Source organism: Corynebacterium sp. HMSC05D08, assembly GCF_001807215.1.
GTDB lineage: Bacteria > Actinomycetota > Actinomycetes > Mycobacteriales > Mycobacteriaceae > Corynebacterium > Corynebacterium striatum.
The window spans coordinates 78,688-101,337 of the sequence record NZ_KV788340.1 but is presented as its reverse complement, the minus strand read 5'-3'; the positions used below and the strand labels follow the sequence as shown (position 1 = coordinate 101,337).

General features: G+C 60.5%; 22 protein-coding genes. 17 read left to right on the top strand and 5 right to left on the bottom strand.

The window, feature by feature from the left end; genetic code table 11:
* Nucleotides 1-8: 8 nt before the first annotated feature.
* The 3 genes from HMPREF3148_RS08105 to HMPREF3148_RS08095 are packed head-to-tail and all read left to right on the top strand — an operon-like array spanning nucleotide 9 to nucleotide 2,809.
* The gene (locus HMPREF3148_RS08105; protein ID WP_049063465.1) at nucleotides 9-1,283 is read left to right on the top strand and encodes an MATE family efflux transporter; all 1,275 of its coding nucleotides are present in this window, start codon (nucleotides 9-11) and stop codon (nucleotides 1,281-1,283) included.
* A gap of 30 nt (nucleotides 1,284-1,313) precedes the next feature.
* On the top strand, nucleotides 1,314-2,141 hold the full coding sequence (locus tag HMPREF3148_RS08100; RefSeq protein WP_005528975.1) for a metallophosphoesterase family protein: 828 nt from the start codon (nucleotides 1,314-1,316) through the stop codon (nucleotides 2,139-2,141).
* Nucleotides 2,141-2,809 (top strand): 4'-phosphopantetheinyl transferase family protein, encoded by a 669-nt coding sequence (locus HMPREF3148_RS08095; protein ID WP_005528976.1) that lies wholly within the window; start codon nucleotides 2,141-2,143, stop codon nucleotides 2,807-2,809. The genes HMPREF3148_RS08100 and HMPREF3148_RS08095 overlap by 1 nt, the downstream gene beginning before the upstream one ends.
* A 30-nt stretch (nucleotides 2,810-2,839) precedes the next feature.
* Here HMPREF3148_RS08095 and truB read toward each other — a convergent pair whose 3' ends face one another.
* Nucleotides 2,840-3,733 (bottom strand): tRNA pseudouridine(55) synthase TruB, encoded by an 894-nt coding sequence (truB, locus tag HMPREF3148_RS08090; RefSeq protein WP_049145720.1) that lies wholly within the window; start codon nucleotides 3,731-3,733, stop codon nucleotides 2,840-2,842.
* 37 nt (nucleotides 3,734-3,770) lie between these two features.
* Here truB and HMPREF3148_RS08085 point away from each other — a divergent pair, with 37 nt between their 5' ends.
* The 4 genes from HMPREF3148_RS08085 to HMPREF3148_RS08070 all read left to right on the top strand — a co-directional run bounded on the left by HMPREF3148_RS08085 (nucleotide 3,771) and on the right by HMPREF3148_RS08070 (nucleotide 6,588).
* Nucleotides 3,771-4,796: a bifunctional riboflavin kinase/FAD synthetase gene (locus HMPREF3148_RS08085; RefSeq protein WP_005528978.1), complete on the top strand. Its 1,026-nt coding sequence runs from the start codon at nucleotides 3,771-3,773 to the stop codon at nucleotides 4,794-4,796.
* Nucleotides 4,797-5,729: a nucleoside hydrolase gene (locus HMPREF3148_RS08080; protein ID WP_049151827.1), complete on the top strand. Its 933-nt coding sequence runs from the start codon at nucleotides 4,797-4,799 to the stop codon at nucleotides 5,727-5,729.
* Nucleotides 5,730-5,895: 166 nt separating this feature from the next.
* Nucleotides 5,896-6,165 (top strand): 30S ribosomal protein S15, encoded by a 270-nt coding sequence (gene rpsO / locus HMPREF3148_RS08075; RefSeq protein WP_005528980.1) that lies wholly within the window; start codon nucleotides 5,896-5,898, stop codon nucleotides 6,163-6,165.
* A 108-nt stretch (nucleotides 6,166-6,273) separates the two neighbouring features.
* Complete coding sequence (locus tag HMPREF3148_RS08070) at nucleotides 6,274-6,588, top strand: DUF4288 domain-containing protein (RefSeq protein WP_046645302.1); 315 nt, start codon at nucleotides 6,274-6,276, stop codon at nucleotides 6,586-6,588.
* Between the two features lie 13 nt (nucleotides 6,589-6,601).
* Here the strand turns inward: HMPREF3148_RS08070 and HMPREF3148_RS08065 are convergent, their stop codons facing one another.
* Nucleotides 6,602-7,114: a CPBP family intramembrane glutamic endopeptidase gene (locus HMPREF3148_RS08065; RefSeq protein WP_049145725.1), complete on the bottom strand. Its 513-nt coding sequence runs from the start codon at nucleotides 7,112-7,114 to the stop codon at nucleotides 6,602-6,604.
* 149 nt (nucleotides 7,115-7,263) lie between these two features.
* Here HMPREF3148_RS08065 and HMPREF3148_RS08060 point away from each other — a divergent pair, with 149 nt between their 5' ends.
* Nucleotides 7,264-9,504 carry a polyribonucleotide nucleotidyltransferase gene (locus HMPREF3148_RS08060; protein WP_005528983.1) on the top strand — a complete coding sequence of 747 codons (2,241 nt, stop codon included), beginning with the start codon at nucleotides 7,264-7,266 and terminating at the stop codon, nucleotides 9,502-9,504.
* Between the two features lie 132 nt (nucleotides 9,505-9,636).
* Here HMPREF3148_RS08060 and HMPREF3148_RS08055 read toward each other — a convergent pair whose 3' ends face one another.
* Both HMPREF3148_RS08055 and HMPREF3148_RS13560 read right to left on the bottom strand, forming a co-directional pair.
* A complete protein-coding gene (locus HMPREF3148_RS08055) occupies nucleotides 9,637-10,350 on the bottom strand; it encodes an AMIN-like domain-containing (lipo)protein (protein ID WP_049151828.1) in 714 nt (237 codons plus the stop codon).
* An 81-nt stretch (nucleotides 10,351-10,431) separates the two neighbouring features.
* Nucleotides 10,432-10,569 (bottom strand): VOC family protein, encoded by a 138-nt coding sequence (locus HMPREF3148_RS13560; protein ID WP_110301985.1) that lies wholly within the window; start codon nucleotides 10,567-10,569, stop codon nucleotides 10,432-10,434.
* A 134-nt stretch (nucleotides 10,570-10,703) separates the two neighbouring features.
* On the opposite strand from HMPREF3148_RS13560, the gene dapB reads away from it, so the two are divergent.
* The 7 genes from dapB (at nucleotide 10,704) to HMPREF3148_RS08020 (ending at nucleotide 21,079) form a co-directional block, all read left to right on the top strand.
* Nucleotides 10,704-11,450, top strand: a complete 747-nt coding sequence (dapB, locus tag HMPREF3148_RS08050) for a 4-hydroxy-tetrahydrodipicolinate reductase (protein WP_049145034.1) — start codon at nucleotides 10,704-10,706, stop codon at nucleotides 11,448-11,450.
* A 52-nt stretch (nucleotides 11,451-11,502) separates the two neighbouring features.
* On the top strand, nucleotides 11,503-12,252 hold the full coding sequence (gene thyX, locus HMPREF3148_RS08045; RefSeq protein WP_005528990.1) for an FAD-dependent thymidylate synthase: 750 nt from the start codon (nucleotides 11,503-11,505) through the stop codon (nucleotides 12,250-12,252).
* Nucleotides 12,253-12,339: 87 nt separating this feature from the next.
* The gene (dapA, locus tag HMPREF3148_RS08040; protein WP_005528992.1) at nucleotides 12,340-13,248 is read left to right on the top strand and encodes a 4-hydroxy-tetrahydrodipicolinate synthase; all 909 of its coding nucleotides are present in this window, start codon (nucleotides 12,340-12,342) and stop codon (nucleotides 13,246-13,248) included.
* Nucleotides 13,249-13,250: 2 nt separating this feature from the next.
* Nucleotides 13,251-15,395, top strand: coding sequence for a ribonuclease J (locus tag HMPREF3148_RS08035; RefSeq protein ID WP_083287743.1), 2,145 nt, complete (start codon nucleotides 13,251-13,253; stop codon nucleotides 15,393-15,395).
* A gap of 63 nt (nucleotides 15,396-15,458) precedes the next feature.
* Nucleotides 15,459-16,097, top strand: coding sequence for a TIGR03085 family metal-binding protein (locus HMPREF3148_RS08030; protein WP_049063453.1), 639 nt, complete (start codon nucleotides 15,459-15,461; stop codon nucleotides 16,095-16,097).
* Between the two features lie 163 nt (nucleotides 16,098-16,260).
* Nucleotides 16,261-19,725 (top strand): FtsK/SpoIIIE family DNA translocase, encoded by a 3,465-nt coding sequence (locus tag HMPREF3148_RS08025; RefSeq protein ID WP_080970055.1) that lies wholly within the window; start codon nucleotides 16,261-16,263, stop codon nucleotides 19,723-19,725.
* 235 nt (nucleotides 19,726-19,960) lie between these two features.
* Complete coding sequence (locus HMPREF3148_RS08020) at nucleotides 19,961-21,079, top strand: TerC family protein (protein ID WP_049063452.1); 1,119 nt, start codon at nucleotides 19,961-19,963, stop codon at nucleotides 21,077-21,079.
* Between the two features lie 108 nt (nucleotides 21,080-21,187).
* On the opposite strand, the gene HMPREF3148_RS08015 is transcribed toward HMPREF3148_RS08020, so the two are convergent.
* The gene (locus HMPREF3148_RS08015; protein WP_046645309.1) at nucleotides 21,188-21,481 is read right to left on the bottom strand and encodes a YciI family protein; all 294 of its coding nucleotides are present in this window, start codon (nucleotides 21,479-21,481) and stop codon (nucleotides 21,188-21,190) included.
* Between the two features lie 47 nt (nucleotides 21,482-21,528).
* Here HMPREF3148_RS08015 and pgsA point away from each other — a divergent pair, with 47 nt between their 5' ends.
* A complete protein-coding gene (pgsA, locus tag HMPREF3148_RS08010; protein WP_172453515.1) occupies nucleotides 21,529-22,131 on the top strand; it encodes a CDP-diacylglycerol--glycerol-3-phosphate 3-phosphatidyltransferase in 603 nt (200 codons plus the stop codon).
* Complete coding sequence (locus HMPREF3148_RS08005; RefSeq protein ID WP_005528999.1) at nucleotides 22,131-22,610, top strand: nicotinamide-nucleotide amidohydrolase family protein; 480 nt, start codon at nucleotides 22,131-22,133, stop codon at nucleotides 22,608-22,610. The genes pgsA and HMPREF3148_RS08005 overlap by 1 nt, the downstream gene beginning before the upstream one ends.
* Nucleotides 22,611-22,650: the final 40 nt, after the last annotated feature.

The following is a 22,650-nucleotide window of genomic DNA, read 5'->3' as shown; positions in this document are numbered from 1 at the left end:
TCACCCGCGTGAGCGCTGGTGAGGTATTTCGCCTCGCATTTCCGGCGCTGGGGGTGTTGGCTGCCATGCCGCTGTACCTGCTGCTCGATACCGCAGTGGTGGGCCGCCTCGGCGCGCACCAACTCGCAGCACTCGGCGCTGCTGCCACCATCCATACGGTGGTGACAACCCAGCTGACCTTCCTTTCCTATGGCACCACGGCGCGCGCCTCGCGGCTTTTCGGCGCGGGCAAGAAGAACGAAGCCGTAGCCGAGGGCGTGCAGGCAACCTACGTAGCCCTTGGCGTGGGCATGTCCCTGGCCGTCATCATGTGGATCGGTGCCGGCCACTTTGCCCAGTGGCTGACCGGCAACCCCGAGACCGCCCAGGACACCGCGCTGTGGCTGCGCATCGCCGCCTTCGCTATCCCGCTCAATCTCATCGAGATGGCAGGCAACGGTTGGATGCGTGGCGTTCAAAACACAGTAAAGCCGCTGATTTTTACCCTGGCCGGCCTCATCCCCGGCGCCATCGCGGTGCCGCTTTTTGTCCACCAGTGGGGCCTTGCCGGCTCCGCCTGGGCCACGGTGCTGGGCATGGTTATCATGGCCTCGCTCTTCCTGTGGGAACTTCACCGTGAGCACGTGGGCTCTTGGCGGCTGCAGTGGGGCGTCGTTAAGCGCCAGCTCGTGTTGGGCCGCGATCTCATCGTGCGCTCTGCCAGCTTCCAGGTGGCCTTCCTTTCGGCCGCCGCCGTGGCCTCCCGCTTCGGTACGGCCCAGCTTGCCGCGCACCAGATCATGATTCAGCTGTGGAACTTCCTATCCCTCGTGCTGGATTCTCTGGCGATTGCCGCCCAGGCCCTGACCGGCGCGGCGCTCGGAGCGGGCTCGGCCAAGCATGCGCGCAGCGTCGGAACCAAGGTCACTTTCTACTCCACAGCCTTTGCGCTCGGGCTCGGCGCAGTTCTAGCCCTGGGCATCGGCATCATTCCTGCGCTTTTCACCACCGATGCAGTGGTGCTCGAGGTCATCCGTGTGCCGTGGCTCATCATGATTGCCATGGTGGTTCTGGGAGGCGTGGTCTTTGCACTCGACGGCGTCCTGCTCGGCGCCAGCGATGCCGCCTTCCTGCGCACACTGACCATCGTTTCGGTGCTTTGCGGATTCCTGCCCGGTGTGTGGGCGGCCTACGCCTTGGGAGCGGGCCTGCCCGGCGTGTGGTGCGGCCTTGCGCTGTTTGTTTTCATCCGTTTCCTCGGCGTGGTCTATCGCTTCCGCTCGATGCGCTGGGCTGTGGTCTAATCTGAAGGAAAATGAAGAAAGGAGCATGCCATGGCCACCTTATGGGCGGTGTCAGATCTCCACGCGGCAGTGCGCGCTAATTCCAGCCGCATCGATGAGCTTTACCCGGAAGATCCTGCCGATTGGCTCATCGTGGCCGGTGACGTGGCCGAGCGCACCGAACTCGTACTGCGCATCCTCACCAAGCTTTCGCGGCGCTATGCCAAGGTGATCTGGGTGCCGGGAAACCACGAGCTCTTCTCGCGTTCCCAAGATAGGTGCCAGGGCCGCGCCAAGTATGACGAGCTGGTGGAGGGCTGCCGCGAAATCGGCGTGGTGACTCCGGAAGACCCATATCCCGTCTTCGGCGGGGTGACCATCGTGCCGCTGTTTACCCTTTATGATTACAGCTTTCGCCCACCCGGCACTACCGTCGAGGGCGCCTTAGAGCGTGCCCGTGAACACCAGATTGTCATGACCGATGACTTCGCCATCGCTCCTTTCGTCGACATTCGCGCCTGGTGCTGGGATCGCCTTGCCTATTCCATCAAGCGCCTTTCCCGGGTAAGTGGGCCTACGGTGTTGGTCAATCACTGGCCGCTGGTTCAAGAACCCACGCTGCGCATGGCGTGGCCGGAAATCGCCCTGTGGTGCGGCACTCGCCATACCCGCTCGTGGGCGCGGCGCTATAACGCGCAGGCGGTCATCTACGGTCACCTGCATCTGCCCGGCTGCATCAACGTCGATGGGGTAGACCACATCGAGGTCTCACTGGGCTATCCCCGCGAGTGGGAGGCGCACGGCCATCTCCAGCAGTGGCCCTATCCGGTCCTACACAGTGATGAGTCTGCGTCCTCGGCGCTTGAGGAGGTGCGCTAATGCTGGAACCAAACCTGTTCCCAGATACTGCCCGCTACTGCTACGTGCGCACCGACGCTGCGATTACGGATCTGATGAATTACACGCAGCTGGACCCGCAGGAGCAATCCTTGGTCTCCCAGGCAGTTGACGTGCGCAAGGCGGAATTCGGAGACGTCCGCTGGTGCGCGCATCGCGCTTTGCAGGAGCTGGGCTGTGAAAGTCAGGAGCCCATCATGCGCGGCGAGCGGGGCATGCCGCTGTGGCCGCACGGCTATACCGGTTCCATGACGCATACAGAGGGCCTGCGCGCGGCAGTAGCGGCTCCGAGTAAACACGTGCGCTCCATGGGCCTGGATGCCGAACCTGCCGAGCCATTGCCCGATCACGTGCTGACCATGATTGCGCGCGCAGGGGAGATGACGCAGTTAACGCGGCTTGCCGACGCCGGGATTAGCTGCCCCGATCGCTTATTGTTCTGCGCCAAGGAAGCCACGTACAAAGCGTGGTTTCCCATGACACATCGCTGGCTGGACTTCGACCAAGCAGAGATCGACTTGCGCCTCGACGGCACCTTGATCTCCTATATCTTGGCCCGGCCGACCCCCGTGCCGCTGATTAGCGGCCGTTGGATGATCCGCGATGGCTTCGTCATCGTTTCCACGGTGGTGCCCGCGGTGGGCTTTTAGTGGCGGGCTCTCAATAGCCCACCCACGGGCCTAAAGCGTCGACGGCCGCGCCACGAAGACCGTGGCCAGGCGCTTTCCTTTCTCCTCGATGAGCGCAATCGAGCGACCATCAGGATCTACCGCCGCATAGGTGCCCTTTAGCCCGCGCGGTTCGAGCCATTTGCCCATGGCGAGCGCTTTTGCCTCGCCTTCGGTGACCTGAAGGACAGGGTAGGAGCGGGCGAGCGCCTCGTCGAGGGAGAGCGAAAGCGCCGGAGCATCAGCGAGCTCGTCGAGGGTCCGGGCGTCGCCAAGCGTAAATGGCCCTACCTCCGTGCGGCGCAGAGCGGTGAGGTGACCGCCCACGCCGAGCGCCTCACCTAAGTCGCGGGCGAGGGAGCGGATATAGGTGCCAGATGAGCAATCAACGGTGACGTCGAGGTCCAGGTACTCACCTTCGATGCGGTGGGCGAGGATGTCGAAGCGGCTGACCGTAACCGGGCGGGCGGGGATTTCTACCTCCTCGCCCTCGCGCACGCGTTCGTGGGCGCGCTTGCCGTCGATCTTGATTGCAGAGACCGCGGCGGGGCGCTGCATGATGTCACCGGTGAGAGCTGCGACCTCTTTATTAACCTGCTCCATATCGAGTTCGCTTGCAGGCTCGCCCCAGGTGCGCTCGCCCTCGGCGTCGTCAGTATGCGTTGCCATGCCAAGGCGAATGGTGGCGGCGTAGGACTTGGTTGACGCGACCATGTGCGCGAGGAACTTGGTGCCGCGTTCCAAACCGACCACCAAAACGCCGGTGGCCATCGGGTCGAGGGTGCCTGCGTGGCCCACTTTGCGGGTGTGAAATATGCGGCGGAGGCGGCCCACCACATCGTGTGAGGTCATGCCTTGCGGCTTGTCCACTACCACTAGGCCAGAATTTGCGAGCGCATCAGTCATGCCCTGCAGTCTATTCCACGCCTCGCCGTGCATTAGCATGGTGGCCGTGGATATTTGGTACGGAATCGACAGCATCCCCGGTGACTTTGGCCCGACTGCGGTGACCATCGGCGTCTTTGACGGCGTACACCGCGGCCATCAGCAGCTGATTAATAATGCGGTGAGCTATGCGCGCGCGGAGGAATTGCGCACGGTGATGGTGACTTTTGATCCGCACCCCGTCGCGGTCTTCCTCCCGGAACGCGCGCCGCTGTCCGTGGTGACGTTTGAGCGGCGCTTGCAGTTGGCGGAAGAGATGGGCATCGATGCGGTCCTCGTCATCGACTTCACCAAGGAGCTCGTGGGCACGACTCCGCAGCACTACGTCGAAGACCTGATTGTGGGAAAGTTGCATGCGCGTCACGTGGTCGTGGGGGAGAATTTCACGTTCGGTGCGGGCGCGAGCGGCACGGCGGACGCGATGGTGGAGTTCGGTAAAACCCATGGCTTTAGCGTCGACGTGGTGCCGTTGCTTGACGACGCCGGGGTGCGAATCTGCTCCACAAATATCCGCGCCAACTTGGCAGCAGGTGAGATTGCCAAGGCTAATTGGGCGCTTGGCCGCCACTTCTCGGTGACGGGCCCGGTGGTGCGCGGTGCCGGACGCGGCGGCAAGGAGCTGGGATTCCCGACCGCCAATCAGTACTTCCCGGACAGCGTGGCGATTCCGGCCGATGGCGTCTATGCGGGCTGGTTCATCCTGGAGCCGGCTGAGGCGCCCGTCGAGGGCAACATGGACCACGGCATGGCTTATGCGGCGGCGATCTCTGTGGGCACGAACCCGACTTTCGGCGACGAGGAGCGTTCCATCGAGTCCTTCGTGCTGGATCGCGATGCTGATCTATATGGGCACGTGGCCACCGTGAAGTTCGTGGATCATCTGCGCGACATGGTGAAGTTCAATTCCGTGGAGGAGCTGCTGGATGCGATGGCGGCAGATGTGGCCAAGGCACGTGAGGTCCTCGCCGAGGATGCTAAGGCATGTGGTTGGGAGAAGGACCAGTACTTCCTGCAGGAGGGCTAAATGAAGGTCATTTTGGATCTCGATACCGGGATCGACGATGCCCTGGCGCTGGCCTATGCGCTGGCGCACCCAGACCTTGAGCTCATCGGCGTGACGGTGACTTATGGCAACGTGCCGGTGGAGCTCGGCGTGCGCAATACCTTGGTTCTGCTGGAGCTGCTCGGTGCGGGCGACGTCCCGGTCTTTGCCGGTGCGCAGCCGGCGGGGTTCCAGGTTAAGCCAATTTCCGCATTCATCCATGGCCGCAATGGCATTGGCGACGTCCTGCTTCCGCCGCCGCGCGGGCAGGTACAGGAAGAATCTGCGGTGGAGTTTCTGTGCCGCGCCGCGCGGGAGCACGGCCAGGAACTGGTGATTATCCCGACTGGGCCGTCCACCACGATCGCGGCGGCGCTGAAAGCTGAGCCGGCTCTGGCGGATACTCGCATCGTCATGATGGGCGGGGCGCTGACCGTGCCGGGCAACGTCACCACCTGGTCTGAGGCCAATGTGGCGCAGGACCCCGCTGCCACGGACTTCCTCTTCCGCACTGCACGCGATGTCACGATGGTGGGCTTGGATGTCACGTTGCAAACGCTTCTGACCGCTGCGGAGACCAGGCAGTGGCGTGGGCTCGGTACGCAGGCCGGACGCGTTTATGCGGACATGCTGGACTATTACATCCGTGCCTATGCCGACATCGAACCGGACCTTGGCGGTTGTGGCCTGCACGATCCGCTCGCGGTGGCCGTGGCGGCAGACCCTCGCCTGGTCACCTGCTTCGATACCAACCTGGCCTGCGAAACCACTGGCACGACCCCGGGCCGCACCATCGGCGATGTTGCCAGGATGAAAGAACCACACAAGGCTGCCCACGTGGCAGTAGAGGTGGATGCCCCGCGCTTTGCGGCTGAGCTGATGGACAAGCTCAATTCGCTCCTGCAACAGCATTGACGTGCAGCAAGTGACATGTCTTCTGCGAATTGTGCCAAGAAGCCGCAGTTTGGGTTTGGGGCAGAAAAGCTGTTAAAGTTATCGCTTGGCTTTGTGACTGCGGTCCGCAGCAGTTAAAGGCGCTAAGAATTTCATGCGGACTGAAATACAATAGGAGAAATCCAACATGGCTTTGAGCACCGAGAAGAAGGCAGAGATCCTCAAGGAGTACGGCCTGCACGAGACCGACACCGGCTCCCCAGAGGCACAGATCGCTCTGCTGACCTCCCGTATCAACACCCTGACCGAGCACCTGAAGTTCCACAAGCACGATCACCACTCCCGTCGTGGTCTGCTGCTGATGGTTGGTCGTCGCCGTGGCCTGCTGAAGTACCTCGCAGCTAACGACATTGATCGTTACCGTGACCTCATCTCCCGCCTGGGCCTGCGCCGCTAAGCCTTTCGGTAGCTTTCAAACCCCGTCTTCGGACGGGGTTTGTTGCGTTTTAGGGCCATCTTGATCGCGAAGCAGGTGTCGCGGCCCTGGAGGCGGTAGCTTGGCACCATGGAACCTTATATCGGCATTGTCGTTTTTGAACTTGAATCGGTAGAGCCCAGTGAGCCGTCGTATTTCCGGGAAGATTTTGTCCTCGTCCGTGCCACAGACGACGATGAGGCGCGCGCGAAGGTCGAGGCGCTGGCGCGTAGCCAAGAATCGGCAGAGCATCCCACAATCGTGATGCGCCACATCGTGGATGTCGCGCCCGCACTCGACGGCACGGTCGAGGGAGACGTGGACCTCTATGCGCGCCACTTTGCGTCGCTTGAGGACTATGCGCGCTTCGAAATGATGCTGGGAGGGCGCGACCCGTTCGCCTAGTCCCGCGCGTGGGCTACACGAGGAGCACTGCCGTGAGGACGTTGATGGTAGCGTGCACGGCGGCGCCGGGCCATAGAGAAGCGCTTTTCTCGCGCAGCCAACCCAGGGCGAAGCCGGTGGCAATCTGCAAAACAAAGAGCGGGATGAGGCTGATATCCAGCATGGCCAGCGGTAGGTGGATGAGGCCGAAGAGGAGGCCCTGCACTGTAATTCCCGCGCCGGCATTCCAGCGCTGGGTGATAATTCCTTGTAGGAAACCGCGGAAGAAGATTTCTTCGCCCACCGCGCGCAGCGCCATCGCGAGGAATCCCATTGCCGTTGTTGCAGTCGTGGCCTGCGCGACAACCTCCGCCGACACAGGCAACAACGCGAGGTAGCTCAGCACCAGCAACACGAGCAGCATCATCGCTGCCCACGCCCACCCGCGCGCCCATGGACGTCCCAGTCCGCAGACGGCGACTGCCGGCTGGTGGCGCAGGAGCAGGTAGATGAGTGTGGGAAGCGACCACAGCAACAACATGGCCATGGCTTAAGTCTAAGTCTGTACCGCGAGTCGGGGCGCGTGATGTTCGACATAATCCCAGGAAAGCTGCTAAAATCGCTACTCGTTGTAGAAACCCCACCATTTTTCACCGGCGGCACCGATGATCGCCGGGCTACAAGGAGTAGAAAACTTTGAGCGCTAGAAACGCTGTTGAGTTCAACATTGATGAAGAATTCGGTATCACCGAAGCAATCGCCACCCTTGACAATGGCGATTTTGGCACCCGCACCATCCGTTTCGAGACTGGCCTGCTGGCTCGTCAGGCGGGCGGCTCTGTCACCACTTACCTGGACGAGGACACCATGCTCCTGTCCACCACCACCGCCTCCAACCAGCCACGTGAAGGTTTTGACTTCTTCCCACTGACCGTGGACGTCGAGGAGCGAATGTACGCAGCCGGAAAGATTCCGGGCTCCTTCTTCCGCCGTGAGGGCCGACCCTCCACCGAGGCCATCCTGGCCTGCCGCCTGATTGACCGTCCACTGCGCCCGACCTTTGTCAAGGGTCTGCGCAATGAGGTACAGGTCGTTGTTACCGTGCTTTCTATGGCGCCGGAGGAGTACTACGACGTCATCGCCATCAATGGCGCTTCTGCTTCCACGCAGCTGTCTGGCCTGCCGGTTTCCGGCGCTGTCGGCGGCGTGCGCATGGCACTCATCGCTGATGACAAGCACCCGAAGGGCCAGTGGGTTGCATTCCCGAACCACGAGCAGCACGAGCGTGCACTGTTCGAGATGGTCGTGGCCGGCCGCATCGTAAAGAAGGGCAACAAGGAAGACGTTGCCATCATGATGGTCGAGGCTGGCGCAGGCACCAACGTTGCTGAGCGCATCAAGGAAGGCGCACCGGCACCGCAGGAATCCACTGTTGCTGAGGGCCTCGAAGCAGCCAAGCCGTTCATCAAGACCCTGTGCGAGGCTCAGGCAGGTCTGGCTGAGCGCGCTGCTAAGGAAACTCAGGAGTTCCCGCTCTTCCCGCCGTACACCGATGATGTCTTCGCCGCAGTTGAGAAGGCAGCCTCCAAGAAGCTGGAGAAGCTGCTGACCATCCCGGGCAAGCAGGACCGCGACGACGCAACGAACGAGTACATGGAGCAGGTCGAGGCGGATCTCCATGAGAAGTTCGAGGACGAGGATGCCTCCAAGCAGATCCGCGCTGCGTATAACGCTGTCATGAAGGCCATCGTGCGTAAGAAGATCCTCACCGAGGGCTTCCGTATCGACGGCCGTGGCGTTACCGACATCCGTGACCTGGGCGTTGAGGTTGACCTCATCCCACGCGCCCACGGTTCCTCCCTGTTCGAGCGCGGCGAGACCCAGATCCTGGGCGTTACCACCCTGGACATGCTCAAGATGGAGCAGCAGATCGATTCCCTGACCCCGGTCACGGGCAAGCGCTACATGCACCACTACAACTTCCCGCCGTATTCCACGGGTGAGACCGGCCGCGTTGGCTCCCCGAAGCGCCGCGAAATCGGCCACGGTGCACTCGCTGAGCGCGCACTGCTTCCGGTTATTCCTTCCCGTGAGGACTTCCCGTACGCCATCCGTCAGGTCTCTGAGGCGCTCGGCTCCAACGGTTCTACCTCCATGGGCTCCGTTTGCGCTTCCACGCTGTCCCTGTACAACGCTGGCGTTCCACTGAAGGCACCGGTTGCAGGTATCGCAATGGGTCTTGTCTCCGGCGAGGTAGACGGCAAGGAGAAGTTCGTCGCTCTGACTGACATCCTCGGTGCTGAGGACGCTTTCGGTGACATGGACTTCAAGGTCGCAGGTACCTCCGAGTACATCACCGCTCTGCAGCTGGACACCAAGCTGGACGGCATCCCGTCCAAGGTCTTGGCACAGGCCCTGGAGCAGGCTCGCGACGCCCGCGCCACCATCCTGGACACCATGGCTGAGGTCATCGAAGGCCCAGACGAGATGTCTGGTCTGGCTCCGAAGATCACTTCTGTGAAGATTCCGGTCAACAAGATCGGCGAGCTCATCGGCCCGAAGGGCAAGACCATCAACTCGATTACTGAGGAGACCGGCGCTGAGGTCTCTATCGAGGAAGACGGCACCGTCTACATCTCCGCCGCTACCGGTGAGGCTGCCGACGCTGCAATCGAGAAGGTTAACTCTATTGCTAACCCGCAGCTGCCAAAGGTCGGCGAGCGCTTCCTAGGCACCGTCGTTAAGACCGTAGCCTTCGGCGCGTTTGTCTCCCTGACCCCAGGCCGTGATGGCCTCATCCACATCTCCAAGCTCGGCGGCGACGAGCGCATCGAGAAGGTCGAGGACGTCGTCAACGTCGGCGATAAGATCCAGGTGGAGATCGCAGACATCGACAACCGCGGCAAGATCTCCTTGGTTCCAGTCGAGGAAGACTAGTCGCACCCTCCCGACAAGCCGTGTGATGCGGCTGTCTCACAACGGCGCCCTCGCTTGGCAGTCGCAACTATGCCGGCTGCTAGCGAGGGCGCCTTTCCTTGTCTCTAGCGTCATCGGTGACTAGGGGCAAGCCTAAGAGTTGGTGAGGAAGTCAATGACAATGCGAGGTGGACCGTCCAAGTACGTGATGGAATAGGGCACTTTCTTATCGAGCCCAATAACGAAGTGAGACTGGGCCTCGAATGCGCTGACAAATTCCACGCTGCGCACGACACCCGCGCCAGGCGTTTGGGCATGGGGCTTGAGCATTGCGTCTCGGAGCTCTTGGCTATCGGGCCACGGTGTGCTTTCGAGGCCTATTTCGAGAGCGATATTGCCGGAGTAGGGCACGGGGAACCCCGACCCTGGTGCGCTTGTGGACTCGGTGTAGTGTGCCCACCACCGCGGAATGCCGGCGCCCGCGAACTCTATGACAACGTGGTCGTAGCCTTGATGGCTACCAGCACGCATAGTGGTTGGGATTAGTTCGCCTTCGGAGGTTCCGTCGAAGTCGATGTCTGCCGTATCTGGAGTGCCTAGGAAGCCCTCTGGAAGCCCATCTGATTTCTGTTCGGTGCTTGTCGGCTGCGGGTTTGTGGTCTCCTCTAACGTTTGACTGCTCGTCGGCGGCGTAGTCTCAGAAGGCGCCACGGTAGATAGCGGCGCGCTGTGGCTGTTGTCGTTGGAGGCACTGCCGGTGCAGGCGGAAAGCGTAAGCGTGGCCGTGGTTAAGGTGGCGGCCACAACGTACAGGCGGCGGCGATGAGAAAGCGAATAGGAAGGCGCAGAGAGTTTGAGAGGCATCATGCTGACCAGTCTAAGAAAACGGGCTCACGCTTGTGCACAATCTTTAAATCATTCCTGCACTGCCCGCCAGACACAGCGACGCTAAAGCTTGAGTTGCACCATTTGGATGAGGTTGCCCACGGTGTCATCGTCTTTAACCTTGAAACCCAAGGTGTTGACGTAGAAATCGTGGGCGCGAGCGACGTCGTCGACAAGCAAGGAAGCAGTATAGATACGCATGGCACAAAGCCTACGTTGCGAACTGGCGCGTTAGACTGGTCGGCGTTGGGGCAGGCAATAAGGCCTGCGCTAGATGTAGCGTGCTTATACGTATTTAAATTTAGATTGAACATTGAACAGGGCAAGGAGCATTTATGGCTATCAAAGTGGGAGTCTTGGGTGCGAAGGGCCGCGTGGGCCAGGCGATTGTAGAAGGCGTTGATGCGGCAGATGACCTCGAGCTGGTCGCTGAGGTTGACCGCGATACTGACCTGCAGGTGCTGGTGGATAACCACGCCGAGGTTATCGTTGACTTCACCCAGCCGTCTTCGGTGATGGCAAACCTCGAGTTCTGCATTGGCAACGGCATTCACTGCGTCGTGGGCACCACCGGTTTCGACGCAGACCGCCTGGCACAGGTCGAGGAGTGGACCAAGCAAGATGGCGCCGGCAACGTCCTGATTGCACCAAACTTTGCTATCTCCGCCGTGCTGACCATGGTTTTCGCAGCACAGGCTGCGAAGTACTTCGAGACCGCCGAGGTTGTGGAGTACCACCACCCAACCAAGCTGGATGCGCCTTCTGGCACCGCCATCCACACCGCGCAAGGCATTGCGGCAGCCCGCAAGGAAGCAGGCCTAGGAGAGATGCCGGACGCTACCGAGCAGGCTCTCGAAGGCGCACGCGGCGCCGACGTCGACGGTGTCCCAGTCCACGCCGTGCGTACCCGCGGCATGGTTGCCCACGAGGAGGTCATCTTCGGCGCCCAGGGGCAGTCCTTGACCATCCGCCAGGATTCCTATGATCGTTCTTCCTTCACCCCAGGCGTGCTGGTTGGCGTTCGCCAGATTGCAGAGCACCCCGGGCTGACCGTGGGTCTTGAGAAGTACTTGGGCCTATAAGTCGGACTATCGGGAAGACATAAGGCATTAAAGAAGACATAAGGCATAAAATATGGCACGCATTAGCGAACTGGACGTCCAGCTCATCGCGGCAACGCAGTTCCACCCGCCGCAGGGCATCGAGTGGGAGAGGGAGCAGGCAGCCTCCGATGGCGAGGCTCTCGTCGAATTTGCCGGCCGGGCTTGCTACGAGTCCTTCGATAAGCCGAATCCACGCACCGCCAGCAACCCCGCGTACCTGCGTCACATCCTTGAGGTGGGCCACGATGCGCTGCTGGAACACGCCACGGCTACGCTCTACATCCGCGGCCTGTCGCGCTCTGCCAGTCATGAGCTGGTGCGCCACCGCCACTTTTCCTTCTCGCAGCTTTCGCAACGCTACGTGCATCCGGAGGAAACACAGGTGGTACTGCCCAAGCTCATTGCTGAAGACGAGCAGCTGACGCGGCTTACCATGCAGGCAGTGGATGAGACGCGTTTTGTCTATAACGAGCTGCTCAGCGCGCTGGAGGGCAAGCTGGAAGATGAGCCCAACGCACTACTGCGCAAGAAGCAGGCGCGGCAAGCGGCGCGCGCCGTGCTGCCCAACCTGACGGAAAGCCGCATCGTGGTTACCGGAAACTACCGGGCTTGGCGCCATTTCATCGGCGCGCGTGCCACCGAGCAAGCGGACACCGAGATGCGTGAGCTAGCGATTGCCTGCCTCAAGCTGTTGCGCGAGCAGTCGCCGGTGGTATTCGATGACTTCCACATCACCCAGCTTGCCGACGGCACCGAAATGGCATCGAGCCCATACGCCTAGTTCAAGTCCGTGGCGGTGGCCATAGCTTGTTCCGCCACGCGACCCCGATGAACAAATTTTCGCGGGAAGCGGGTAATCTTGACGGCTATGAGCACAGGTATGACAGCAAAGACAGGCGTAGAAACCTTCGGCCGCGTCGGAGTAGCCATGGTCACCCCGTTTGACCGCGATGGCAAACTCGATGTAGCCGCGGGGCGTCGTCTAGCAGCTCACCTCGTTGACAACGGCGTAGATTCCCTCATCCTGGCTGGTACCACGGGTGAATCGCCGACGACAACGCTGGATGAGAAGCTAGAGCTGCTCAAGGCCGTCAAGGAAGAAGTAGGGGACCGCGCAAAGCTCTGCGCAGGTGCAGGTACCAACAACACCGCAGTGTCCATCGAGTTGGCCAAGGCTTCCGCAGAAGCGGGTGCAGACAGCCTGCTCGTTGTGGCTCCTTACTACTCCAAGCCTTCTCAAGAAGGTGTGTACGCCCACTTCGCAGCAATTGCCGAGGCAACCGATCTTCCGATCTGCCTCTATGACATTCCTGGCCGCTCGGGCATTCCAATTGCGACGGAGACCATCCGCCGCCTTGCGGAATTGCCGAACATCAAGGCTGTCAAGGACGCTAAAGGCGACCTTGGCGCGGCCGCACCGCTTATTCAGGAGACCGGCTTGGCTTGGTACTCTGGCGATGATCCGCTGAACCTGCCTTGGCTGACCTTGGGCGCCTCCGGCGTCATTTCGGTCGTCGGCCACGCAGCTCCGCGTGCTCTCGCGGATCTCCTTGTTGCCTTCGAAGAAGGCGACCTTGCACGCGCAAGGGAGATCAATGCACAAACTTTGACCCCGCTCATCCAGGCGCAAGCGCGTCTGGGAGGAGCAACACTCGCAAAGGCTGCCCTGCGTCTGCAGGGCATCGAAGTCGGCGACCCTCGTCTCCCAGTTGTCGCGGCCTCCGCGCAGGAGATCGAGGAGCTTCGCCGTGATATGGAAAAGGCTGGAGTCCTTTAAGAATGACTGAACCCCGTAACCGTTCCCGCAAGGTTACCCGCAAGGCGGGCCCACCAGCGGAAACTGAGACCGCCTCGAATGAGGCGGCTTCGCCGGTTTTTCAGGCACCGACCAATTCGGCGCGCACGGAATCCGGTGAGAACAATTCCAAGAACACCTCCGATGGCCAGTCCTCTGGCAACGGCAACAACGGTGGCAACAATTCCGATAAATCGGGCAACAACGAGGGCGGCAACAACCGTCGCTCCCGTTCCCGTGGCTCCCGTGGCGGCCGTGGTCGCGGTCGCGGCGGCAACGGAAACAATGGCGGTAATGAGAACAATGGCAACGGCAACAACGGTGGCCGCGGCCACCGTAACAACAACCGCGGTCGCCGCAACGTGCCGAAGTCGATGCAGGGCGCGGATCTGACTAAGCGTCTGCCGGAACCACCAAAGCAGCCGAAGGATGCCCTGCGCATCTACGCTCTGGGCGGTATCTCCGAAATTGGCCGTAACATGACCGTCTTCGAGTACCAGGATGAGCTGCTCATCATCGACTGCGGCGTGCTCTTCCCGTCCTCTGGCGAGCCGGGCGTCGACCTGATCCTGCCGGACTTTGGCCCGATCGAGAAGAAGATTCACAAGGTCAAGGCACTCGTTGTCACCCACGCTCACGAGGACCACATTGGTGCTATCCCGTGGCTGCTGAAGCTGCGCCCGGATATTCCAATCGTGGCATCGCGCTTTACCATCGCGCTGATTGCGGCGAAGTGTAAGGAGCACCGCCAGAAGCCGAAGTTCGTTGAGGTCAACGAGAAGTCGGATGTGAACTACGGTTCGTTCCGCTGCCGTTTTTGGGCAGTTAACCACTCCGTTCCGGATGCACTGGGCATCATGCTGGGCACCCCGGCTGGCAATATCATCCACACCGGTGACATCAAGCTGGACCAGACCCCGCTGGATAACCGTCCGACCGACCTTCCGGCGCTATCTCGCTACGGTGATGAGGGCGTCGACCTGATGCTCTGCGAATCCACCAACGCGAACATCCCGGGCGTTTCCGCATCCGAGGGAGATATCCCGGCTACCTTCCGCCGCCTGGTGTCCAATGCTAAGCAGCGCGTCATCATCGCAACCTTCGCGTCCAACGTGTACCGTGTACAGGCAGCTATCGACGCCGCCGTTTATGCTGGCCGCAAGGTTGCCTTCAACGGCCGCTCGATGATGCGCAACATGGAAATCGCCGAGAAGATGGGCTTCCTGAAGGTTCCGCGCGGAACCATCGTCCCGATCGACGAGGCTGCCAAGATGGCACCGCACAAGGTCTTGCTCATCACCACCGGTACCCAGGGCGAGCCAATGGCTGCGTTGTCACGCATGGCACGCCGTGAGCACCGTCAGATCACCGTCCGCGACGGCGACCTCATCATCTTCTCCTCGTCCCTGATTCCGGGCAACGAAGAGGCCGTTTACGGTGTCATGAACATGCTCTCCCAGATTGGTGCTGAAGTTATCACCAACAAGGAAGCCAAGGTTCACGCCTCCGGCCACGGCTACGGCGGCGAGCTGCTCTTCCTGTACAACGCTGCGCGTCCGAAGAACGTTATGCCGGTCCACGGCGAGTGGCGTCACCTGCGTGCAAACAAGGAACTGGCAGTCTCCACTGGCGTTGACCGCGACCGCGTGGTTCTGGCACAGAACGGCGTTGTCGTTGATCTGCGCAACGGCCGTGCAGAGGTTGTTGGCCAGATTACCGTGGGTAACCTCTACGTCGATGGCGTCTCCATGGGTGACGTCGACGCAGATACCCTGGCAGACCGCACCAACCTCGGCTCTGGCGGCGTCGTTTCCATCACCTGTGTGATTGATAACCGCACGTCCCGGCTGCTTGAGCATCCGGCTGTATCCACCACTGGTTTCTCTGACGATGACCGCGGCATCGTGCCGGAGGTTGCCAAGTTGGTTGAGTCCACGATGAACGATCTCGCCGCTGAGGGCGAGAACGATACCTACCGCATGGTGCAGAAGCTGCGCCGCAAGGTATCCAAGCTCATGGATTCCAAGTACAAGCGCGAGCCAGTCATCTTGCCGACTATCATCCCGACAAACTCTGGTCCACTCTTGGCTGATGACGAAGAGGTAGAGGCTTCCCGCGAGTCTCTTTAAATGAGGCAGTAGCTTTAGGAGCTTTAGGCTAAACCTCTCAAACGACATGTGCCCCGGCAGTCTATGCTGGGGCACATGTCGTTTTCTTCTGCTGAGCGCGTCAAGATGGTGGCGCTGTTCCATAAACTCGGTCCGGATGCCCCTACGCTGTGCGAAGGCTGGACCACTCGCGACCTTGCCGCGCACTTGTGGGTAAGGGAAAACCGCCCTGACGCGGCCGCTGGGATGTTCATCCCGCAGCTGCAAAAGCGCCTTGAGTCGGCGATGCAGAAAGCAGCAGCGCGTGACTTCGATGAGCTGGTTGATGCTTGGGGGAGGGGAGCGAAGAAGACGAACCCAATGCGCTACGTTGATTCACTGGCAAACTTCACTGAGCACTTCATCCACCATGAGGACATTCGCCGTGCCAACGGTATGACCGAGCCGCGCGACTTTTCAAAGGCAGTGGAGAAGGAACTCCACAAGGGGTTGAAAATGTTGGCTCCCCGCATGTTGAGCAAGTCCGCGAAGCCGGTTGTCTTGTACCCGGAGGGCCTTGCTCGCATCGTCGTGGGCGATAGTAAGAAGGTGGCTGAGCGCGGGGACGACGTCGTCCGCGTCCTGGGCCCAGTCTCCGAACTGGTTCTGTGGACCTACGGCCGTGACGCCAGTGACGTCAGGATTGAGGGCGATAACAATGCTATCGTCCGATCCGGCTTCTAACTTTGCGTCAAGCCCTTAGACTAGAATAAGCGCAGCAACTAGCGATTTGCTGCCCATTGAGGATGCAAAAGCGTGTAGAAGCCTTATTCACTAAGGAAAATATCCACCCGAAACTAGTGTGGCGTATGTGAATAGTGGTGCAAGGGCTACTAGAGTGGCGGATATGTCTGTCAAAAACGCACCGTCACGCGCCTCGCACCGTGGCCGCTCCTCAAAGGGAAGCGCCCGCCCTGCGAACCGATCGCGGCCGTCTGGCCGTACCGGTACAGGTAAGTCCTCGAGCCGGGGAAACTCCGAGCATCTCACGCTGACTTCCGCAAACCGCGCTGCTGAGACCTCTTCCGAGAGGACCGGCAGCGCATTCCGTGCTGTCGGTCGTGGGCTAAGCGCGGTTTTTGGCGCCACAGCGCGTGGCATGGGCGATATGGCACGCGGCGTCGGCCGTGGAATGAACAATCTGCGACCGAGTGACGGCGGTGCGGATGATCGCGATATCTACGGCGACTATGACACTGAAGATTACGATGATGTAAGGGAGCCGGAGGAAATTTCTACTCGGGGCAAAACCAAGAAGAGCAAGGTAACCCGCGCCAAGAACAATGGCAAAGGTCGGGGCGAGGACGTCGCGAATAATCCTGAGACTGCGCTGGACCGCTCTGTCGATCCTGAGGGCCGCGTCGCCCGGCAGGAACGCACCATCCAGATTTCCAATCCGGATGCGGTTGCGCTGACCCTGATTGGCATCGCGATTGTCCTCGCGTGTGCGGTGTGGTTCGACATCGTGGGCGTCATCGGTGCCTACCTCACCAATGCGGTGCGCTACGTCATCGGCGCAGGTGCGTACGTGCTACCAGTGGCGCTGGTGGCCCTCGCCATGGCGCTCATGATGGGGGTATCCGGCGTGGCCGGTCACCTCAAGCCACGCGTCGTGGGCGGTACCACCCTCATCATCGTGTGCATGCTGGGCCTCATCCACATCTTTGCCGGACTGCCTGCCCTGTCGTGGTCAAACAACGCTGCAGGTGACGCCGGCGGCGCCATCGGTTTTGTCGTGGGCCAGCTGCTCGAGGCGGCGTTCTCTGCTTATGTTGCGGTCCCGTTGCTGTTCCTGTTGATAATTTACGGTGCCCTGAACATCACGGGTATCACCCTGCGCGAGGCCTTCGACTACATCTCGGCGGTCTTCAACGACCTCATGGCCGGCTTGCGCGAGCGCAAGGACGGACGCTACGAGGACTACGACGAGGAGCTCCACGACGACGCCTATGGTCACGTCAATGACGATATCGACGACATCGCCGAGGGGCGTGAACGCGCACCGCGTGAGGAACGCCAGGCGCAGCAGCCGCGCCGCGCACGCCGCCAGCGCCCACGCCGCCTGTCGACGCCGATGGATAACTACCCGGCAGACGCAAACGCAACGGTCTCCTTCGACTCCGCTCAAGCGCCGATGCAGGACGCTGATGAGGACGCCGCAGCTACTGCAGCGCGCGCCGAGCAGTCCGCGCTGCTCGATGATGCGGGGCAGCCGACCGAGGTTATCTCACAACCGGCCACGCCGGCGCACCCAGTGCAGCATGGCCGCCCAGAATTCAATTCAGCTATCCCGCGCAGCGTCGACGACACCGATGAGATTCCAGTAGTCCGCGACGAGGTGTCAACCACCGTGCTCCCAGCGTCTCCGCGCTCGGCAACCCCGCGCCGTACTTCCCAGGCATCTGCCAGCGCAGCCGGTGCCGCAATCGGCGGTGCCGCCGGTGCTGCCGCTGGCGCGGCTGCGGGTGCTGCGGCAGGAGCGGCGTCGCCAAGCGCTGCTCTCGACTCCGCAGCAGACGTGGTCTCCTCGGCACACGCTGAGGCAGTGCGCCTGTTCCAACAGCGATCCGGGCGCGATGCCACGACCGGCAAGTCCGTCGAAGAGCCAGCAACGCAGTCCCAGCAGTCCGCACCACAGGCGCAACCCGCACAGGCGGCTTCTGCTGCACCGGCCCCGGCACCTGCCCCTGGTGTGGCTAGCGAATCCGACTACGACGTGCCGACCACTGACCTGCTGACCCCGGGCAAGCCTGCCAAGGCTCGTACCGAGGCCAACGACCGCATCATCGAGGCCATCACTGATGTCTTCGAGGAGTTCAAGGTCGACGCCCAGGTCACCGGCTTTAGCCGTGGCCCAACAGTTACGCGCTACGAAATCGAGCTTGGACCAGGCGTCAAGGTCTCCAAGATTACGAACCTGCAGTCCAACCTGGCCTACGCCGTGGCCACGGACAACCTGCGTCTGCTGACCCCGATCCCGGGCAAGTCCGCAGTGGGCATCGAGGTGCCGAACGCAGACCGAGAGATGGTGCGTCTGCGCGACGTGCTAGATTCCCCGGCCATCGCTGGCTCCGACGATCCAATGCTCATCGGCTTGGGCAAGGACATTGAGGGTGAATACTCGTCCTTCTCCGTGAAGAAGATGCCACACCTTTTGGTGGCGGGTGCTACCGGTTCCGGTAAGTCCGCATTCGTGAACTCCATGCTCGTCTCGTTGCTCACCCGCGCGACCCCGGAGGAGGTGCGCCTCATTCTCGTTGACCCGAAGATGGTGGAGCTCACCCCGTACGAAGGAATTCCACACCTCATTACCCCGATCATCACTCAGCCGAAGAAGGCGGCAGCCGCCCTCCAGTGGCTGGTCGAGGAGATGGAGCAGCGCTACATGGACATGCAGTCCGCCCGCGTGCGCAAGATTGAGGATTACAACCGCAAGGTCATCTCCGGCGAGCACCAGGCACCTGCCGGCTCCCAGCGTGAGATGCGCCCGTACCCATACATCGTGTGCGTGGTGGATGAGTTGGCCGACCTCATGATGACCGCCCCGAAGGAAATCGAGGAGTCCATCGTCCGTATTACTCAGAAGGCACGTGCGGCGGGTATCCACCTGGTCCTAGCAACCCAGCGCCCTTCCGTGGACGTCGTGACCGGTCTGATCAAGACCAACGTTCCTTCCCGCCTCGCCTTTGCTACCTCGTCGCTGACTGACTCCCGCGTCATTTTGGACCAGGGTGGCGCCGAGAAGCTCATCGGTATGGGCGACGGTCTGTTCATCCCGCAAGGCGGACGCCCGGTGCGTATGCAGGGCGCGTTCGTTTCTGACGAAGAGGTTCAGGCTGTTGTCGATGCCGCGAAGGCACAAGGCCAGCCGAACTACACTGAAGGCGTCACGGAAGAAAAGAAGTCCGAGGCGAAGAAGGAAATCGACGAGGACATCGGAAAAGACCTGGATGATCTGCTTGAGGCCGTCGAACTTGTGGTTACCTCCCAGTTGGGTTCGACGTCGATGCTCCAGCGCAAGCTCCGCATCGGCTTTGCTAAGGCTGGTCGCCTGATGGATTTGATGGAATCCCGCGGCGTCGTGGGTCCTTCCGAGGGCTCGAAGGCACGTGAGGTTCTGGTCAAGCCGGAAGAACTCGACACCATAATCTGGATGATTAAGGGCGCGGATCCGGCTGAAGCCCCGAAGGAAATCCAGGAGGAGATGGCGCAGTCTGCTGACGGTGGCGACGCAGCGCTTGACGATGCCGCGTCCTCCGACGACACACGCACCGTGCAGGCCACCTACAACCCATCTTCTGGGGCGTTCTAAGAACCGGACTCAAGTTGCGCTGGTGATTTAATGCCCTACCGATTTAAATGCGGTAGGGCATTTTCTTTTGTGTAATATAGGACGAGTCTTGGAGGGGAGTACCCCGCTCCACAGCGATGATCGTCAACACGGCAGCTCGGTTTTATTACCAGGGTTCCCGGTCTCGCTGGCCCGCGTCGAGCGGGTGGGGGAGACCTCCGGTCAATTTCGTAACCCGACCGGAGGATATTTATATATGCATGTCCCATTGTGGATCTGGGCGATCACCATCGTCGTCATTCTCGGATTTTTCATCTTTGATTTCTACAGCCACGTGCGATCCCCGCACGAGCCTTCCATCAAGGAATCCGGCTCCTGGACCCTGTTTTATATGGGCCTCGCCGTCATCTTCGGCGGAATCGTCTGGGTGCTGTGGGATCACGAGCACGCCATTCAGTTCTACACAGGCTGGGTGACTGAGCAGGCCTTGAGCGTGGACAACCTCTTCGTGTTCGCACTGATTATGGGCTCGTTCAAGATTCCTCGCCGCTTCCAGCAGAAGGTGCTGTTGATCGGCATCGTGTTGGCGCTGCTATTCCGCCTCATCTTCATCATGCTCGGTGCTGCGATCATCCAGGCGTGGTCCGACGTGTTCTATCTGTTCGCAATCTTCCTTATCTACACCGCAGTCAAACTCATCGTCGATGAGATCCGCGACGCTGAGGAGACGGACCCCAACGACATGCTCGTCATCAAGTGGCTGCGCAAGGTCATTCACGTGACGCCGCGCTACCACGGTGACAAGCTCACCCACCGCGAGGAATCCGGCCCGAAGAAGGGCAAGCTGGCTCTGACGCCACTGTTCGTGGCACTGACCGCTATTGGCCTCATCGATGTTATGTTCGCGTTTGACTCCATCCCGGCTATCTACGGCATTACTTCAGAACCGTTCCTGGTCTTTACTACTAACGCGTTTGCTTTGATGGGCCTGCGCCAGATGTTCTTCCTGATTGATGGCCTCTTGGAGCGTCTGGTCTACCTGCCTTATGGCCTGGGCATCATCTTGGGCTTCATCGGAGTGAAGCTCCTCTTCCACGCGCTGCACGAGAACAACCTGCCGTTCGTGAATGGCGGCGAAAACGTCGGCGGCATTCCAGAGATTCCGACCTTGATGTCCCTGCTGGTTATCGTGGGCGTCCTCGCGGTGACCGTTGCCGCCTCTGTTTTGAAGAGCAAGCGCGACGAGGCCCAGGGTGGTATCTCGATATCTCACAACCACTATGACTGGGACGAAGAGGGTAACAAGATAGTTCGCACCAAGAGCGGCGAGTTTGTAGGCAAAGCTGCGGACCTACCGCAGTCAGAATTGCCTTAAACCACAAGTTTAAGAGGCGTTTACACCGCATCATAAAGGCCCGGAGAGAAACACTGTGCATTCCTCTCCGGGTCTTAGCATTTATCGAGGTTGGGCGCTTACTAGCTACTAGCTAAACGAGTTGATGACTGGATTCCACTCGCGGAAGTCGCGGGCGGTGACTGCGCCGGATGTAAAGAAGGGATCGTTGTCCATGGTTGCGGCAGCGTCTTCGATGGTGGCCGTCTCATCCGTGAACTGGAGGACAATCAACGCGCCGCCTTTGGCATCTGGGAATGGGCCTGAGCCAAGAATCTTGCCTTCGGCATTGAGGCCGTTGATGAATTCGCGGTGCGCCGGACGGTTATCAGCGATGGCCGGATTTTCAGGGTCATATTCGTAGAGTGTTGCAATGTACTTCATGCCCCTCATCTTAGGGAGTTGGGGGAGTCAGCCGCAGGAGCTTCAACATGGCAGGTAGGATTAGTCCCGTGAATGATTCTCAAGCTCAGCAAAAGGCAGCAGCGGCGTCGGATGTAAATCCCAACGTTTCCAACTGGAATCTGCCCAACGTCTTGACCAGCTTGCGAATTCTTTTTATCCCAGTCTTTGCATGGCTTGTCCTGGCGGACCATGAGTGGTGGGCGTTTGGCCTATTTGTGGCTTTGATGATCACGGACAAGCTGGACGGCGACATTGCTCGTTCCCGCGGTCTGATTACAAACTTTGGCAAGATTGCTGACCCCATCGCAGATAAAGCACTGATGACGGCTGCATTCGTCTGTCTTAATATCATCGGTGTGCTGCCTGTGTGGGTGACGGTGGTTATCCTGGTGCGCGAGTTCGGCATTACCTTGTGGCGCATGGCTTTGCTGCGCCAGGGCAAGGTGGTCCCGGCATCTAAGGGCGGCAAGCTAAAGACTGTTCTCCAAACCATCGCCGTTGCCATGTATCTGTGCCCGCTACCGAGCTGGATGGATATCCCCACTTTTGCGGTCATGCTCGCGGCAGTTGTGGTCACCGTGGTCACCGGTGTGCAGTACCTCATTGACGGTCGGAAGCAGAATTCCTAATGGATTCTCTGGCCAGCCAAGTAGTTGAAACGCTCAAGCGGCGCCGGGAAACTGTGGCGTTTTGCGAGTCTCTGACTGCTGGCCTAGCCGCGGCCACCGTGGCCACCGTGCCCGGCGCCTCTGCAGTGTTGCGCGGGGGATTGGTTACCTACGCAACCGAGGTAAAGTCCCATTTCTTGCACGTTCCTCTGGAGCAGCTGGAGGAACGGGGCGTGGTTTCCGCGTCGACGGCGCAGGAGATGGCCGTGGCTGCCGCCCGTGAGACTGGCGCGGATTGGGCGGTCTCGCTAACTGGTGTCGCAGGCCCTGATACTCAGGAGGGCAAACCCGCGGGCACGGTATTCGTAGGGATTGTGGGTCCCAGCGTTGAACCAACGGCGATTCAGACGGAGCACCTTTCTGGCTCGCGCGACGAGATTCGAACGGGTGCTGTAGCCGCAGCATTGAGCCTGCTTCTATCAACTTTGGAAGAAAATTAGCACTGTCGGGAACAAAGTGCTGACTTAGCACGTTATACAG